Below are 17,681 nucleotides of genomic sequence, written 5' to 3'. Positions count from 1 at the left end.
CGGGAGTTATAAGGGATGAAACCCTTATATAGAAAGACATTGCTTCGATTTTTGCCAATTGTTTTCAATCTAGAACGAGCTAATCAATTAAGTCTCTTGCCAGATAAGGATTTAGCCTATTTATGCCCCCTGATCGAACCATACCAACCCACATTCCGCACCCTAAGTGTCACAACGTCTCAAAAGAGGAAGGGGCGTGAGTCAAAATACTTATCTAGAGGAGTGAGTTGGCGGCAAGCTGCCGGCAACTAAGCCGAAAATTTCAGAGTTCCCCCGGTCATTCTCAATAAACAGTGCTTGTTGAGAATGACTAGGCAATCAGACTTAACATCTAGGGGGAGATGTTCCAGTTGCTCGCTTTGTTTTGTCACCCCTTGAAGTCAATCCATCTGGTCAAGATAAGAGATAATATTCCTGGCAAGGTTTGGGAAAAAATCTCAAAATGTTGCGCCTCTCATCCGTTAAGTTGCTAATCTTTTGATTGTCTTGAATACGGACGAGATGAATCCCTTGAAAGCCCTGAAATATCCAGCGTAACGTCGGTCGGTCAGTTAACTTACCCAACGGATTTTTCAGTCCCGTCTCCTGCTGTTTTAAACTTAAACGAAGTTGTCTTTGACCAATAGTATAAACCAGCAGGCACAAGCCCATGAGCATGGCCATGACCTCGATTCTATGGGGAGATTTGAGAAAGACACTGTGGGCAAAAAAGCAGGGGTCTTTGAGAAAAGAAAATCCTCTTTCCGGAGCTTGTTGCCCTTTATATTTTTTGAGTATATCCTCACTGCTTAATCGTTGTTTCTCCAAATCGTTAGTTGCTAAAACGAATCGTCCTGCTCGTTTCTTTAGCCTCTCAATGGCGGTCAAATTCAACTCTAATTCGGCTTGAACTTGATAGCTTTGAGAGGGTAAATCGTCTTTTGATTTGAGTTTTGACCCCTGGGACTCAGGCGGAATGAGATTGACTTTAATCTCCGTTAACTGATGAGATTTTAAGGAGTCAGATAATCCTTTGGCTATCGCCAACGCCACCGCTCTATTCTCAAATTCTCTTCGGGATAGTTGCCGGATTTTTTCTTGGGCAGAATTCTTTTCCTGCTCGATTTTTTTCTCTAATTTTTTCAAGTCTGATTCTTGTCTAGCTTGACTTTCAACTAGCAACCATCTTTGTTCTATCCCCCCATAGTTAGAGATGGTTTCCCGCCAGGAATAACCCGGTATTTCTGAATCGGTTAACTCTTTTTCTGAGATGCTATCAACCAACTCTTGAGCCTCTTTAATGCTTAATGGTACTCGAGACAACCAACGCATTTCTTTCATTAGTTTTAAATTCTCTTTGCTATAGAGGGCGCTATCGCCGACTATTAAACTGTCAAAGTCAACTTGTTTTTTAAATTCTCGGGCGATTTGACCAAAAACCGCTTTGTCCGCTTCATTTCCGTCCCCTACTTTCAGGAATAAAGGTACATCTCCATCCCCACTTACGATTAAGTCAATCATAAATTGTTTTAAGTCAGGTCTTCGGTCGCGGGAGTATCCGTAGGTAATTTTTATTGGCTGTTGTCTGGTTTCAATTTCTTCTCCCACTGCTCCTGATTTCAGGATTTCTACTGTTGGGTATTCCTTTTTATATTCTCCTTCTACTGATAGAGAAGTCGAATCTAAATGGGAGTTCTCGGTTGCTACACCAAATTTTTTCACGGCGGCTAAACTGATGAGTAGGAAAATACCCGAAACATCCAGTTGATAAAGTTTGTCCATTACTCGACCAATTTTATCATCATTCAAGTGCTTGGGTTCGATGCCCTCTCCCAGCAGATGTTCGGTTGCTTTATCTTCAAAAAATTGAGGAAATAAATACAAGGCTCGGGAGACAAATCCCAATCCATTCAGGATAATTGCTTTCACTACTTGCCCCGCTGTGACAATTTCTCCTCGCTCAATTGAGACTTGTTCGTTGATAATTTCAACGATTCCTATTTCATCGATAATTCCGGCTACTAATCCCAGATGGTCTAGATTTTTGACTTCAATTTCTGTTGATTGATTCATGGTCGAACAGTCCACTCGCCTCAGTTTTCCAACAATTCCTATTTTTTCATAATTAGGGGTCTCAAGACCCCCCTAGCGGCCACCGAGAAAACCTTCACCAGCTAGGTATTTTTACTCAAGTCTCTGGAGGGGGACAGCTTACACCATTTTTCTTTATTCGCGTCACAACGAACACCGGCTTGGCAAGCATTCGAGCGTGGATGTCTGTCATGGATTTAGAAATTTGGTATTATGTGACAGTTGAGGGTGCGGAATGTGGGATACCAAGTAACGAAGAACCATCTCTTCTTGTTGATAGTAATTATAATTAACAATTCGATGACGATGAATCTCTAAATAACGACAGAAATTTTCAGCTCGTTCGTTTTTTAAAGGAGAGATTAATGCTATTGTTTCCTCAATTTTGCCCTGCCATAATAAACTTTCTGCTTTTTTCAATCTCTTCACTGAACCGCCGACTTTATGAAGATTTTCTACCAAATGAAACCAGTCAAGTATTTCTCTTTTTTCTCCTGGACAATCCCAGTTTTTCACAATTTTCCCAATACCGGGATGTCCGTCTCCCAAACAGGTAAGGGGGTCAGATAAAGGTTGTTGATTAACCCAATATATTAACGATTCATTCTCTCCAAACCAAGCTTTTCTTAGGAAAGTATCAACACAGATTGCTTGATAATCTTTCCAGATACAAGCCTCTCCCTTAGTTTCGGTTCTTAAGCGCACTTTTCCTCCATCTAGACTAATTTCTTGAACGGGGTTTCCTGATTCTTCTTCGGCAAATTGGTGGCGATGGACTAATCGTTGTTGAGTCCTAGCCGAGACCTTCATCCCTATATAAAATTGAATATCTCTGGCGGCATTTTCATAAGAAACATTGGCACTAGCTCTTAAACAACAGCGTTCTAAGTAAGGACTAATTTGGTTATTACGAGGAATATTTAAACGGATTGCTTGTTTTTCTGTCAGGCATAATTCTCCGATGATGCTTTTTATTTTTCTCGGTCTCCCGGCTTGAGTTCCTGTCGTTTTTGTGACCAAAAAAAATCCTAGTTTCGGAGTTATATATTTTCAGGTCTGTTCTCTTATTGTCGTCTCTATTCCCTCTAAAGTTTGAATTTTTTCAGCCTCAGCTTCCTGATGAAGAATCTTGGCTATCGCTTGAATATGTTGGTTAAGTTCTTGTTGTTGCTCTGGAGTCATTTTTGTCTTTTCCCTACTCTTTTCTCTATCCCATACCCAATTGATGCTTTTGTCAAGTAGTTTATTTGTTCTTCAGCTTTGACTTGCTCCCGTGCTCTCTTGAGGGTATCTAGTTTACCCAATGGACAAAAAAATCCTTAAAATTCAAGATTAAACAGTTAAAATTAGGTATAATTTAGCTATCTCCAACCAATGAGCGACGATTAATTATGAATGAGTCTGATACTTTGGCTAATCTCCAACAATTAGAATATATTCCCTACCTAGATGCCACGGGTAATATCTCTGCTGATTTCCAGGGAAAAATCGGGGTTTATGCCATTTTTGATCGAGAACAAGTCTTGGAGTTTGTCGGCTATTCTCGTGATATTTATCTCAGTTTAAAACAACATCTTGCCCGACAGCCTCAAGCTTGTTATTGGCTAAAAATACAGTTGATTGATCGTCCTAATCGGACTATTCTCGAATCGATTAAACAAGCTTGGCTAAGAGAAAGTCAGGCAGTAATCGACAATGAAAAACTCTGGACAGAACCAATTGATGCTAAATTAGCCATGACTGAGACAGAAAAAGAATTTTATCAAAGTGCTGACGAATTGGGGCAAATCAAGTTATTAAAACAGTTATCCAGACGAGTAGAAAACGATATTTTATCAACCCTAGAAAAACGGGGAGTACAGATGGAAATTCGTTTTAATCCCAAGTTAAAAGAACAGGGTTTGCTCGATTTAAAGTAAAAATTACTAGGAGCGATCGATTCTCCCGACAAACCGCTATGATAGTATATCGCCCCATCCCGACACCAATGGAACAGCGATGACCACTCCAGACTGGCCAAACCTACTGCAGCAACTACTCGATCGAAAATCCCTTTCCCTTAACCAAGCTGAAGAATTAATGACCGGATGGTTAAACGGCCAGATTCCAGAAGTTTTATCGGGGGCGATTTTAGCGGCTTTGCAAGCAAAAGGAGTCTCGGCCGCGGAATTAGCGGGAATGGCCGGAGTTTTACGGCAACAATCTCGCTTAGAAGACCCTAAACCCCATACCACTCCCGTTATCGATACCTGTGGCACCGGCGGTGACGGGGCCGCAACTTTTAATATTTCCACTGCTGTGGCTTTTGTGGCGGCCGCCGGGGGTGTCAAAGTGGCTAAACACGGCAATCGCTCGGCTTCCAGCAAGGTCGGTTCGGCCGATGTTTTAGAATATCTTGGGGTTAATTTGAGCGCCCCTAGCGAGAAAGTAGCAGCGGCTTTAGATGGGGTGGGAGTGACCTTTCTTTTTGCCCCCGGTTGGCATCCAGCCCTGAAAAGTGTGGCTAATCTCCGCAAAACCCTGAAAGTTCGCACGGTTTTTAATCTTCTGGGTCCTCTAGTTAATCCTCTCCGTCCCACAGGTCAAGTTATCGGGGTTTATGACCGGCAATTTCTCACCCCCATGGCCACGGCTTTAGCACAAATGGGAACCCCAAAGGCGATTATTGTTCACGGCCGGGAAAAACTCGACGAGGTGGGGTTAGGAGATCTGACCGATATGGCTTTATTAAATAATGGCGAGGTGATTTCTGCGGCGATCGATCCCTTGTCAATTGCTATCCCCAGAGCCAGTTTAAATGCCCTTAAAGGCGGGGAAGTACCAGAAAATGCCGAAATCCTCAAAAATGTCCTGCAAGGGGGGGGAACACCGGCTCAACGGGATGCTGTGGCGATTAATGCCTCTCTTGCCCTACAGGTGGCAGAAAAGGTCACTTTTGGCGACCATGCTGCCGGTTTCGCCCTCGCTCGCGACATTTTAGCCAGTGGGTTAGCTTGGCAAAAATTAGAGGAGTTGGTTAAGTTTCTCGCCGCCTAGGACAATTCACAGGAGTCAGTCTCGATGAAAAAATTTTCACCCCCACAGATGAAAGAGGTTTTCTTCCCCACACCCCACACCCCACACCCCACACCCTCTTTCAAGTCAGGAGACTCCGAGACAGGAGATTGCTTTTATTTATTCTCCCCACTTCCCCACTCCCCCACTCTGCAATAATTACTCGCAGCCAGAAATAGGTTGGGCTTATCATACTTTGTGCTTTTTGTCAAAAAAACTTTTTTTTTGCAATAAAACTACACAAAAAAAAGATCATCGTTAGGGGTGAAATTGACTGATTTACCCGCTTCAATTAGGATACCCTTCTAGGTGTGGCAAGGGTTTCAACCATTGCTGGTCAAAAAAGCACAGAATAACCCATTATGAAATTCAGTAAAATCGCTGTAACTATGATAACATCGTTGTTAAATAAAAATCTTTCTCAATTAATTCTTAAGAATTTATAAATATTGCGGAATGTTAATTTAAATATTCTCAAGTTTTTGCAGTCAATAAATAATTTTTGCTTATCTTTGTCAGAAAATAGAACTCCTGCAAAAATCCAACATCTACCATGGGGTTAGGAGTCAGTTATCAGTTATCAGTTATCAGTTATCAGTTATCAGTGAGAAGGGGATAGGAAAATGGGGGAATAGGGTAATGGGGAGATAGAGTAATTTCCACTAAAACCCTAAAACCCTAAAACCCTAAAACCCTACACCCCACACCCTACACCCCATCTCCCCACTTCCCCATCACCCCACACCCTACACCCCACTCCCCACTTCCCACTCCCCACACCCCACTTATGAGAGATGATCAAAAGATGAAAGAATCATGGCGAGAACGTCTGAATATCTCTCGAATAGCGATTAATGCCCCGAGGTTAACCATTGCTTTCTGGTTAGCGGTGGCCATGGCGGGAATTTTGGCTTTTAGTTCCCTAAAATACGCTCTTTTCCCCGATATAAGCTTTCCAGTCGTAATAATTAACGCTCAAGCGGATTTAGCTACTGCTATCACCACGGAAAAGCAATTAACTAAACCCCTAGAAAATCCCCTTTTCTCTCTCCCCGGTTGTCGGGATGTGTCCTCGACTACTGCCCCCGGACAGTCAGTAATCAGCGTTTTCTTTAAAATTGGCACAAATTTAGACAAAGCCACCGCAGCAGTTAAACAGGCTATCTCGCAAATCCCTTTACCCCCTCAAGCTACCACAGAAGTTATCCCCGTTGATTTAAATGAGTCGGCAACAGTCACCTATGCGCTGGTGAGTGAGCAGAAAACCCTAGAAGAATTAAGCCAAATCGCCCAAGATAATTTAATTCCGCCCTTAAAAGCTCTTCCTGGTACGGCTAAAGTTAATTTACTCGGTCAGGGTACAGTTAGAGAAGATAATCCCCATAAAAGCTTAACCCGACCATTGCCCACGCTGGTGCGCTTTAACGGTCAAGAAGCGATCGCTGTGCAGGTAATCAAACAAGGTGCTGCCAATAGTCTCGATCTGGCCGCGGTCGCAGAAAAACTGGTTAAAGACATAGCACAAAAACTGCCCGATGTCAAGATAATTTTAGCTGAAACTCAAGCGGAATATATTCGCGCTGCCCTACAAGGCACGATCGATGATTTACTTTTGGCAGTTTTGCTGTCGGTGCTGGTGATCTTGATATTTTTAGGCAGTTTCGCTGCTACAATCATTTCTGCTCTGGTTATCCCCCTATCTCTTTTGGGGACTTTCATTATCATGGCCATCTATGGGTTTAATCTGGAAACCCTGACGCTGCTGGCTCTCGCTTTGGTAATCGGCATTGTCGTGGATGATGCGATCGTTGATGTGGAGAATATTTCCCGTTTAATCGACGCGGGGGAAACCCCGAAAAATGCGGCACTCAAGGGGACAAGGGAGATCGGATTAGCTGTCACTGCTTCCACTTTAACCATTGTTGCCGTGTTTATACCCGTGGCTTTTATGGGGGGTGCGGTGGGGCAGTTTTTCCAACCCTTCGGTTTAACTGTCTCGGCTGCGGTGATTTTTTCTCTGTTGATCGCCAGAACTTTATCGCCAGTTTTGGCAGTATATTGGCTGAAACCGCAGTCACGGGCAAAAATGACGAAACAAAAGCGACCGATTGAAAACGCCTATCGACGGCTCTTAAACTGGTCATTGCGTCATCGTTTGCTGGTCATTGCTATTGCCCTAATTACCTTTTTTGCGGGTATTGCCTTGATTCCTTTTATTTCTAGGGGATTTATTCCCCGACTCGATCGCGGCGAGTTTAATCTGGTTTATACTTCTCCTTTGCCGAAAATAACGCAAATTAGCCCTAATAAACCGACCGCTAAGAGTTCTACTGATAGTTTCGCTTGGATTTCCCAGTTAGCTAGTTCTCCCGAAAGTTTTCTCCTGCGTCGCACTATCCGCGATGGCAGCAAATTAGAAGCGCCGATTTTGCAGGATGGGGAAGTGGAATCGACTTTTATGATCGCCGGTTTACGCGGTGAGCCGAATCGGGGCAAAATTCACGTTAAACTGAAGAGCGATCGTAGATCTCACACCAGTGCGGTGCAGCAACGGATTCGGCAAATTTTACCGACAATTAGAGGGGTGAATGTCAGTGTCGAGGACATTCCTTTTGTGCAGACGGAAGCGGAAAAGCCGATCCAAATTGCGATTAAAAGCGATGATTTCAAGCTATTGCGCGATAGTGCCGAGAAATTGCGGGTTGAGGCCGCTAAAATCGCCGGTTTAAAGGATATTTCCCTATCATCTAGATTAAATGAGCGGGGGGATTTTTTGGCGATCGAGCGTTTAAATGGTCAACAGGCGATTTTTCTCAGTGCTAATCTCAGTCCGGATTTAGGCTTAGAAGATGCGGCGATTAAAATTGAAGGGATTCCTTTACCGGAAGGGATAACTTTACAGCGTTGGGGTACTTCTTCTCAAAGTAGCGATGTTTTGGGCAGTTTTGGTCGTACTTTAATCCTAGCGACAATTTTAATGTTAGGAGTTTTATGGTTATTATTCAGAAGACTGTTAGAAACTATCGTCATCGCTTTATGTTTACCTTTAGCGATTGTGGGGGCAATGTTAGGGTTATTGGTAACGGGTAGTGAGTTTAGTATGATTTCTCTGATCGGGTTTATCTTCCTCTTGGGATTACTGGATAAAAACGCTGTGTTATTGCTGGATTATACTAACCAATTGCGTCAACAGGGTTGGAGTCGGGAGGAAGCGGTTTTAGAAACGGGAATGATTAGGTTAAGACCGATTTTAATGACCACTTGTTCGACAATTTTAGGCATGATTCCGATCGCTTTGGGATTGGGTACTGGTGCGGAATTGCGGCAACCCATGGCGATGGTGATTGTGGGAGGTTTAGTCACTTCTTCCCTGTTGAGTTTAATTGTTGTGCCTGTGTTATATCTAAGTTTAGAGGATGTTTGGAACCAGATTAAAGCCGGTCAAAAGTAGCTAGTTTTACCGTTTTGGCTTCTGATTACTATAGAGTCGTTTGAACTCTTTTTGTTGTTGATTATGATCGACAATTGGCTCAGGATAACCACAACGATGTCTTTCTAAACGGGGGATTTTCCCAGTTACTAAATATTCCGTATCTACGGAAGCTAATTCCGGCAACCATTGACGAATATATTCCCCTTCCGGATCGAATTTTTGTGTCTGACTAGCGGGGTTAAAAATTCTTAAAGGTTTCGGATCCATGCCACTAGAGGCACTCCACTGCCAACCACCATTATTAGCGGCTAAATCGCCATCAAAAAGTTTCTGCATGAAGTATTTTTCGCCTTTTTGCCAGTTAATAATTAAATCTTTGGTTAAAAAACTCGCCACGATCATGCGACAACGATTGTGCATCCATCCCGTTTCATTTAATTGTCGCATCGCCGCGTCAACGATCGGATAGCCGGTTTTTCCCTGGCACCAAGCTTGAAAATGTTCTTCGTTATCCTGCCAAGGAAAATGACGAAATTCTTTTCTATAAGCACCGACCGCCAATTCTGGGAAAAAATAGAGACAATGCTGGTAAAATTCCCGCCAAGCTAATTCTTGCTGCCAAGTGATAATACTATCTTTTGCTTCCTGGGCGCAGCAATTTTCTAATAACTCTAGGGTTGCCGTCCAAATTGTGCGAATGCCAATCGCCCCAAATTTTAAAGCGGCACTCAAGCGCGAGGTGCCATCGAAAGCGGGGAAGTTACGATCTTCTTGATAATTGTTAATAACCCCTTGACAAAATTCTTCTAATCTGCTATGGGCGGCCTTTTCTCCGGGGGTGAGGGGTAAGGGATTTTGCCAGGTAAAACCTAAATTTTCTAGGGTTGGTAAATTAATAGTTTCTGTGAGTTTCTCCCCCTCATTTTCGTCTAATCCTTGCAGGTTTTCTAGGGTTTTGGGGCTGGCTTTGGCTAATTGGCTCCAATTTTTCCAAAAAGGAGTATATACGGTGTAGGGACTTTTTGAGAGGGTGAGGACTTGCCCTGGAGCGTGGAGAAGTTGATCCCAGAAGGTTTCTACTTCAATTCCTTTTGTTTGTAAAGCGGCGATTACCTGTTGATCCCGTTGACGCGCGTAGGGTTCGATATCGAGGTTAAAAAAAACTGCTTTTGCCGATAAATTGCCAGCTAAATTGACGAGTGTTTGACTGGGGTTGCCGCGAATAATCAGTAATTGACTACCTTTTTGGTGATAATTTTTTTCTAATTCCTCTAGACAACCGAGGAGATAGGCAACTCTAGCAGGGGCAATATCATCCCCTTCTAAAATAGCAGGATCGAGGCAGAAAACCCCGATAATTTTCGGACTACGCTCCCTAGCTTTACTCAGTCCAATATTATCCGAGAGACGTAAATCGCGACGATGCCAGAAAAGGATTAGATTTGACATATAGTGAGGTGAAGAGAAGATTATCAGGGGCGAGATTATTGGGGTACAGTTAAGAACAAATTCAAGTCAAAAATACTCTTTCTGTCATTATAGGACAGTGGATCAAGAATAATTGTCTAATTGGGTGCATCTGATTTTTATCAATCTACTGAGTTGGGATTTTTAAAGGGAAACTATCTTCTAAAATTGGTATTACTTCCGATTTTATCACTCAATCCAAGCTTTTGGGGGGTTCTACCCCCCAAACCCCGGAGCGCATTAGTTTTTCGGTGGGATGCTTACACGCAGCTGCTGACATATTTGTAATAATTTAAGAGTCACTGATAATTGCTGATTGTCGGTATTTCTGCAAATGTGAGATGCACCCGTCTAATTTTAAAATCTAGCTGTGATTGGCAGTTAATTGATTGACAAAATCTCGATGTTCTGCTGTTTCTAACCCCCGCTGCAAAATCACTAAAACTTTTCCTAAGTCCCCCGTTAATAAAGCGTTTTTATCTAGCCATAAACCGGGGAAGATTTGGGAGCGCATTATGCCATCACTATCGGGTTCTAGTTTAATATATTCTCCTGCCTGTAGCCGAAACCAATCAATTTCTTGTTCATAAAACCGCCAGACTAGATATTCTTGGACTTGATTGCGACGGTAAACATTTAATTTTTGATGAACATCGTAGGAAGCACTAGAAGCGGCAATTTCGACAATTAATTCCGGCGCGCCTTCTACATAATCATCTTGACTAATTGTCGATTGTCCTCCCTTGTCAATTCTTAATAGGGCATCCGGTTGGGGTTCGTTATCAATATCTAATCTCACAGTACAATTATCCCCTAATTGCAGATAGGGGGTAAAAGCTTTATAAAAACCCAACCATAACATAATATGCGCGTGGGGTTCACCATGTTGGGTAATTCTCAAGGGAGATGCCATATAAACAATTCCTTCAATTAATTCCGCTTTTTTGAGATGGGGCATCCCTTGATAACGTCGTTCAAATTCCCATCGAGTTAATTTATCGCCGTTTTCTAGGGGAGGAATTGTTAAAGAAGCAGCTATTACTGGGGTAGTTGTCATAAGTTTTCTCTTTTCACCCTCTAGTTAATCTTTGCCCGCTATCGGATCAGCAATTTCTCCTGATCTTCCATTATTATAACAACCATCGGTAGGGTGTGTTAAAGTAGCTCAACACACCCACAAAAATCAGTTAGAAGTCAATAAATAATCCATTAATTTGAGCAAAGTTTTTTCTCCCATATTATAGAACACTTGAGAGAAAATAATTATCTAATTTTTAAACTTGAGAGCGATCGCTAGTTAATTTATTAACAAAATCTTGATGTTCTGGTGTCTCTAACCCTCGCTGTAAAATCACTAAAACTTTTCCTAAGTCGCCCATTAATAAAGCGTTTTTATCTAGCCATAAACCGGGGAAGATTTGGGAGCGCATTATGCCATCACTATCGGGTTCTAGTTTAATATATTCTCCTGCCTGTAGTCGAAACCAATCAATTTCTTGTTCATAAAACCGCCAGACTAGATATTCTTGGACTTGATTGCGACGGTAAACATTTAATTTTTGATGAACATCGTAGGAAGCACTAGAAGCGGCAATTTCGACAATTAATTCCGGCGCACCTTCTACATAATCATCTTGACTAATTGTTGATTGTCCTCCCTTGTCAATTCTTAATAGGGCATCCGGTTGGGGTTCGTTATCAATATCTAATCTCACGGTGGCATTATCACCCAATCTAACACCTGGAGTCGCCGCTTTATAGAGAGCTAACCATCCGACAATATTAGCATGAGGCTCGGCGTGACTTTCAAATCTGAGGGGAGATGCCATATAAACAATTCCTTCAATTAATTCCGCTTTTTTGAGATGGGGCATCCCTTGATAACGTCGTTCAAATTCCCATCGAGTTAATTTATCGCCGTTTTCTAGGGGAGGAATTGTTAAAGAAGCAGCTATTACTGGGGTAGTTGTCATAAGTTTTCTCTTTTCACCCGTCTTCTAGGTAAGTGTTTCTAGTTAAATAGAAGATAGATTTTGCCCTTGATCCCCCCTGCCCCCCTTATTAAGGGGGGTGCCGATAGGCGGGGGGATCCCCCCTGCCCCCCTTGATAAGGGGGGTGTCTGACAATTTTTAACACCTACCTACTTAGTTAATCTTTGCCCGCTATCGGATCAGCAATTTCTCCTGATCTTCCATTATTATAACATCCATCGGTAGGGTGTGTTAAAGTAGCTCAACACACCCTAAAAAATCAGTTAGAAGTCAGCAAATAATCGACAAGCTTAATTAATCTTTTCTCTTTAACTCCTGACACCGGGCGATTTAGGACATCTTCCAAAGAATCAAAGGGCTTTTCTGAACGTTTTTTCAGAAAGTCATTAACAGATGCAGGTGGAATTCCCGCTTTTTTAAGTTGATTAGCATCACAGGTATTCAAAAGCTCTAAAATCGACTTAGAAGCAGGAGGAGGAGGAGGAAGAATAATAATTTTTTCTTCCAGTCTTTTGATTTCTTTTTGGTACTCCTCTCGGATTGCTTGTAACTGGGTTTCTAATCGTTTTTCAAGATTACTCACCCTCAATTCTAGAGGATTATCTGTTTTTTCAGGCGTGGTAATTAACCCAGGAGAAGGAGATAATAACTGTATTTGCTGTAAAGCGATATTCTCCGCTTCTTTATCAACCACAAAAGCGTTAATCATCTCGATGTCAGGAACTTTCTGATTGGCGATAACAGAAGCATAATATTCTAAATCTCCACTGATAAGATTATAACGTTCATCAACTTTTTTATTATCAGCTTTTTTGAGAATAGCAGGGCGAATAAGTCCACCCATTTCAATAATAAGATTGGCTAAATTCTCCAATTCAGTTTCGGAGAAGGTTTCTCTGGGAACAGAAGGATTAATATCAGTAATATCGACTCGTAAAAATTTCCACATTTATTTAACTCCTATTTTAGCTAAAACTTCCAGTGCTAAGGCTTCAAATTCTGCTGCTGACACTCCCGCATCAGCTTGATGTTCGGCATAATCGATTATAGATTGGGGGGCAGGAATTTCTAAATCTCCCACAGTAACGTATTGATTTATACAGCGAGATAAAGGCATTCTTTCCGAGATAATTGATTCCATCAAGGGTAAACCATACTTGTCTGGAATCACTTGTTTTTGTTTGGGGAAATTATATTTTAAGTATTGAGCGTGGGTAGAAATTTTGGAAGGTAAAACGCCTAAAATTTGTAGTGTTGGTTTACCCAAATCTCCACGACTTTCATTGATTTCCTCTTGAACAAAGTTTTTAACGCTATCTAATCCTTGATTAGAAAATGGTTTAAGATCTGAAGGAATTATCAGATAATCAGCTGCAATTAAAGCAATGCGTGCATATAAATCAAGTGCGGGAGGTGCATCAATAATTACAATATCGTATTGATCATTTACTTTCTCTAATTTTCTTGCCAATCTAGCAAATACCGCTGCATTATCTTTAATTTTAGCTTGGTTAGCAATTAAAGATATGTGAGAGGGAATAACATCAATTTCTGGATGATTGAATCCTTGAGACTTTCTGACGATATTCTCAATAAAAATGCGGTTACTGTTATCTAGCAAATGAAAGACATTTTTATCTTTTAAATCATCGTCATCATCGAATTGAAACTTAATTAAACCAACGGCAAAGGTACTATTCGCTTGAGCATCAATATCAATTAATAAAACTCGCTTGCCTTTTTTACTCAAAGCTGCCGCTAGATTGGTAGCGACGGTGGTTTTACCAACACCACCTTTATGATGATAAATTGCGATGGTTTTCATGGGGTTTCTGTGGTTGATTATTGGAGAATTGAGCGGTGGAATACCCAGGGATAAAGTTTCGTAGCCAATCAGAGATTTTAACTGTTCTAAGTGAGCGGCAATTTCTAACCCAGAACATCTAAAAACTAAATAAATTTTATCGGGTTTTCTTCGATAAAGTTGAATCTCATCACCATTGGTTAATAATCCCCACTGCACTTTAAAGTAGTCGAGATAATAACCTAAGCGGTGACGATGATTGATGAGCTTTTCTCTGGGGTTTTTAGCTTCGATAATTAGACAGTGAGAGGGTAAAAACTGCTTTTTGTTGATAGGTTTTTGAGCGGAAACAAGGAAATCTAAGCGTACTTTACCGAAGCTAACTTGTTGATACCAATGTTCGGCATTGTAGCCTAGTTTGGGGAGTAAATACTGGACAATTAATTTACTCTCCACTTCCCTTTCGTTATGACAATGGTGAGGGTTGAAAGTCACACATTTGAGGAAATAAGTAGTTGGACAAAAGTAAAGTTAACTGTGGGGTAAGGAGTCAGGAGTCAGGAGTCAGGAGTCAGGACTAAGTAAGAATTGTGGTAATTTACATTTCTTAAGATAGACAACAGAATTTATCTCCGACTACTTACTTAACAACAACTTATTGTTAGTTTAAATGATGACGGCCTTTCCCGTCAAGGTGAAGCACAGACTAAATCCTTACTTAATCAAGTATTTCAGCTGCAAGAACGAACCCCATCTATCCCAGAAAAGCTGTATATTGAGATGCACATCGGTAAATTTACGGATTTATTGCAGTAGGATGTTTATCTAGCACTTTTGGCAATGACAGAGAAAACCATCCTACCCACAGCTTAATTAATGGATCTGCATAATTTTCTCGGCTACTTTCTGGGAAATAAAAGGTAAAATTGAGCGATTTTGACTGTTATCTTTTCCCTCGGTAAATACCACCAAGAGATAGGGAGTATGATGGGGAATTTCAATATAGGCTGCATCGTGACGCACTTGACTTGTCCAACCAGCTTTTGACCAAATTTGACTATTTTCTGGTAATCCTTGTCCCAGAAATCCTAAGATTTGTGTCTCATCTCCTTGACTTGTCCAATCAGCAGGATTAAGACTACGTTTTAGTAAAGACATCATCATCTGGGAACGTTGGGAAGAAACCGCAATCCCCCCGATAATAGTATGAATTAAACGCGCCACTGCATTGCTAGTTAACATATTGCGATTCTCCATTAATTCCCCTAAAAAAGCGCGTTCACGTCCATAGGGACCATCAGACCAAGTTTTTTGATTAACGTTAATTGTCGCTAATTCTGGCCAATTTAGGGATTGAAAATAACGATTAACTATGTTGCGTTGTTGCTTCCAAGTTTCAAAGGGACCGGCGGCAATTTCTGGACCGCTAGTGGTTCCCGTAACCAGATCTACAACTAAACTGGTAGCATCATTACTAGAGTCAACAATCATGTCACGAATGGCGCGATTTAATTCGGTGTTTTCGGGAATCATTCCCCCTTCTAACCACTCATGAATCGCTACTAGATAAAATAATTTCACTAAACTAGCGGGATAGGTTCTTTCTTGTCCTCGATAACTAAATCCGCGGGGGGAATATTTCCAGAATTCTTCGTGAGAAATTGCTCCCCCCGTGTTGACGATAACGGGAGGATCATATACTATCCAAGTTAGGGCGATTTGTTCTTGAGCTAATTGGGGAAATTCTCGCCAAGTTGTTTCTAAAATATCTGTACCGAACTGTTGGAGATGGTCTTCAGTATGAAAAAAGTTCATAGGTGTGCTGCAAAGTCAAGAGTTAGAAGGTGGATAAATTCTTGAGTCGGCAATTCTCATTTTACGGTAAAATTTACCGATAATTAATTATTTGATCGCTTCTGAGTTTAATGTTTATATCTACCGATGAGGTTCATCTCTATTTTATCAGTCTTGATCCCTCTGGGGATAGACTAGAAACACTGGCTTCTTTGCTCTCGGAAGATGAAATAATTAGAGCTAATCGTTACCATTTTCCCGAACACAAGCGGCGTTTTTTGGTGGCTAGGGGGTGTTTACGGGAGATTTTAGGGTCATATTTGGCGATAAGTCCCGAAAAAATCGAGTTTATCTACAGTGAACGGGGAAAACCGAGTATTAACTATCAATTGCAGTTTAATCTCTCCCATTCCGAGGAGATGGCAATCTGTGGCTTGACTTTAACCGCTCGCATCGGGGTAGATTTAGAGAAAATGCGCCAGATGAAAGATTTAGATAGCTTGACAAAAAGATTTTTTTGTGCTAGGGAACACGAGCTTGTTGAAAAGTCTGCGGAGAAGGAAAAGCTATTTTTTCAGTTATGGACGGCAAAAGAGGCTTATTTAAAGGCAGTGGGAACGGGAATTAGCGGGGGACTCGATCGAGTGGAAGTAGGCCTCAATCCCTTAAAATTAGACAATGTGGCGGGGGAATGGCAATTATGGACGGCAGCAATCGGCGATAATTATCGAGCGACGGTGGTTATCGAAGGTAGCGATCGAGTGATTAAAACCTTTGGCCTTTCTGATCTATGATTAATTGGGGAGTTAATTGCCTTGAGAAATTCAGTAATTATTCCTAGCTATCTCAAAAAGCTTGTCCTTAATTATTACTTAACCTTGTTTTCTCTATGCGAATTGCTCTTTTTACAGAAACCTTCTTACCGAAAATTGATGGCATTGTCACCCGTCTTAAACATACCGTGGAACACCTACAAAGATTAGGTCATCAGGTATTAGTTTTCTCTCCCGATGGCGGTTTAAAGGATTACAAAGGTGCTAAAATTCATGGAGTTACAGGGATTCCCTTACCCCTATATCCGGAATTAAAAATGGCTTTCCCCCGGCCTTCAGTCGGTCAAGCTTTAGAGAGGTTTAAACCTGATATTATTCATGTGGTTAACCCCGCTATTTTAGGGGTGGGAGGCATTTATTTTGCCAAAACTATGAACATTCCCCTCGTCGCTTCCTATCATACCCATCTCCCCCAATACTTACAACACTATGGATTAGGTTCCCTAGAAGGATTACTCTGGGAATTATTAAAATTGGCCCACAATCAAGCAAGTTTAAATCTCTGCACTTCCACCGCTATGGTGCAAGAATTATCTAGTCGTGGCATTGAAAAGGTCGAGCTTTGGCAAAGGGGAGTCGATACGGAATTATTTCAACCTCATTTAAAATCCCCAGCTATGAGACTGAAATTATCCCAAAATAACCCCGATAGTCCTCTCTTATTATATGTTGGTCGAGTGTCGGCCGAAAAAGAAATCGATCGCATTAAACCAGTATTAGAAGCGATTCCCGAAGCAAGATTTGCCATTGTGGGAGATGGTCCCCATCGGGAAGCTTTAACAAGTCATTTTGCCGACACAAATACCCATTTTGTCGGTTATTTACAGGGGTTAGAATTAGCCTCCGCTTTTGCTTCCGCAGATGCTTTTCTTTTTCCCTCACGCACAGAAACCCTCGGTTTGGTACTTTTAGAATCCATGGCTGCCGGTTGTCCGGTGGTGGCGGCAAATTCGGGGGGAATTCCCGATATTGTCACCGATGGAGTTAATGGTCATCTCTTCGATCCTAGGGATGAAAAAGGTTTAATTAGTGCCACCCAAAGATTACTAACCGCCAAGGCAGAAAGAGAGGAATTACGACGAAATGCGCGTCTAGAAGCGGAAAAATGGGCATGGCAAGCGGCCACCAAACAGTTATTAAATTACTATCACCGGGTTTTGAATAATAATACTGTGGCTTTTGCCGCTTAATTGTTGTCAAAATGCTCGAATTTAATTGCAAAAACCTTGACCTA

Annotated in this window: 13 protein-coding genes and 1 pseudogene; 6 read left to right on the top strand and 8 right to left on the bottom strand. The window is 41.6% G+C overall.

Annotated elements, in window-relative coordinates; all coding sequences use genetic code 11:
* Window positions 1-51: 51 nt before the first annotated feature.
* Window positions 52-252 carry a hypothetical protein gene (locus tag MAE_RS31465; protein WP_162467753.1) on the top strand — a complete coding sequence of 67 codons (201 nt, stop codon included), beginning with the start codon at window positions 52-54 and terminating at the stop codon, window positions 250-252.
* A 141-nt stretch (window positions 253-393) separates the two neighbouring features.
* Here MAE_RS31465 and MAE_RS03200 read toward each other — a convergent pair whose 3' ends face one another.
* On the bottom strand, window positions 394-2,052 hold the full coding sequence (locus tag MAE_RS03200; RefSeq protein ID WP_012264292.1) for an IS1634 family transposase: 1,659 nt from the start codon (window positions 2,050-2,052) through the stop codon (window positions 394-396).
* Window positions 2,053-2,331: 279 nt separating this feature from the next.
* A pseudogene (locus MAE_RS28350) lies at window positions 2,332-3,252 on the bottom strand (ISKra4 family transposase); the annotation flags it as partial.
* 209 nt (window positions 3,253-3,461) lie between these two features.
* On the opposite strand from MAE_RS28350, the gene MAE_RS03190 reads away from it, so the two are divergent.
* The 3 genes from MAE_RS03190 (at window position 3,462) to MAE_RS03180 (ending at window position 8,575) form a co-directional block, all read left to right on the top strand.
* Window positions 3,462-3,989 (top strand): GIY-YIG nuclease family protein, encoded by a 528-nt coding sequence (locus tag MAE_RS03190; RefSeq protein ID WP_012264290.1) that lies wholly within the window; start codon window positions 3,462-3,464, stop codon window positions 3,987-3,989.
* A gap of 79 nt (window positions 3,990-4,068) precedes the next feature.
* Complete coding sequence (trpD, locus tag MAE_RS03185; RefSeq protein ID WP_012264289.1) at window positions 4,069-5,106, top strand: anthranilate phosphoribosyltransferase; 1,038 nt, start codon at window positions 4,069-4,071, stop codon at window positions 5,104-5,106.
* Window positions 5,107-5,929: 823 nt separating this feature from the next.
* The gene (locus MAE_RS03180) at window positions 5,930-8,575 is read left to right on the top strand and encodes an efflux RND transporter permease subunit (protein ID WP_012264287.1); all 2,646 of its coding nucleotides are present in this window, start codon (window positions 5,930-5,932) and stop codon (window positions 8,573-8,575) included.
* 6 nt (window positions 8,576-8,581) lie between these two features.
* On the opposite strand, the gene MAE_RS03175 is transcribed toward MAE_RS03180, so the two are convergent.
* The 6 genes from MAE_RS03175 to MAE_RS03150 form a co-directional block, all read right to left on the bottom strand.
* Window positions 8,582-10,006 (bottom strand): FAD-binding domain-containing protein, encoded by a 1,425-nt coding sequence (locus tag MAE_RS03175; RefSeq protein WP_012264286.1) that lies wholly within the window; start codon window positions 10,004-10,006, stop codon window positions 8,582-8,584.
* Window positions 10,007-10,388: 382 nt separating this feature from the next.
* Entirely contained in the window at window positions 10,389-11,081 is a 693-nt protein-coding gene (locus MAE_RS03170; RefSeq protein ID WP_012264284.1) for a Uma2 family endonuclease, read from the bottom strand.
* A gap of 217 nt (window positions 11,082-11,298) precedes the next feature.
* Complete coding sequence (locus MAE_RS03165; RefSeq protein ID WP_012264283.1) at window positions 11,299-11,997, bottom strand: Uma2 family endonuclease; 699 nt, start codon at window positions 11,995-11,997, stop codon at window positions 11,299-11,301.
* Between the two features lie 278 nt (window positions 11,998-12,275).
* The gene (locus MAE_RS03160; RefSeq protein ID WP_012264282.1) at window positions 12,276-12,965 is read right to left on the bottom strand and encodes a hypothetical protein; all 690 of its coding nucleotides are present in this window, start codon (window positions 12,963-12,965) and stop codon (window positions 12,276-12,278) included.
* Window positions 12,966-14,315 (bottom strand): ParA family protein, encoded by a 1,350-nt coding sequence (locus MAE_RS03155; protein ID WP_012264281.1) that lies wholly within the window; start codon window positions 14,313-14,315, stop codon window positions 12,966-12,968.
* 378 nt (window positions 14,316-14,693) lie between these two features.
* Window positions 14,694-15,635 (bottom strand): serine hydrolase, encoded by a 942-nt coding sequence (locus MAE_RS03150; protein WP_004163141.1) that lies wholly within the window; start codon window positions 15,633-15,635, stop codon window positions 14,694-14,696.
* Between the two features lie 110 nt (window positions 15,636-15,745).
* Between MAE_RS03150 and MAE_RS03145 the strand changes: the two genes are divergently transcribed.
* On the top strand, window positions 15,746-16,408 hold the full coding sequence (locus MAE_RS03145) for a 4'-phosphopantetheinyl transferase family protein (protein WP_004163140.1): 663 nt from the start codon (window positions 15,746-15,748) through the stop codon (window positions 16,406-16,408).
* 95 nt (window positions 16,409-16,503) lie between these two features.
* Window positions 16,504-17,637, top strand: coding sequence for a glycosyltransferase family 4 protein (locus MAE_RS03140; RefSeq protein WP_004163138.1), 1,134 nt, complete (start codon window positions 16,504-16,506; stop codon window positions 17,635-17,637).
* The last annotated feature ends 44 nt before the right edge of the window (window positions 17,638-17,681 follow it).

The sequence above is a fragment of the Microcystis aeruginosa NIES-843 genome (assembly GCF_000010625.1).
Taxonomy (GTDB): Bacteria; Cyanobacteriota; Cyanobacteriia; order Cyanobacteriales; family Microcystaceae; genus Microcystis; species Microcystis aeruginosa.
The sequence above is the reverse complement of the archived record's forward strand: the minus strand, read 5'-3'. Positions and strand labels throughout refer to the sequence as shown.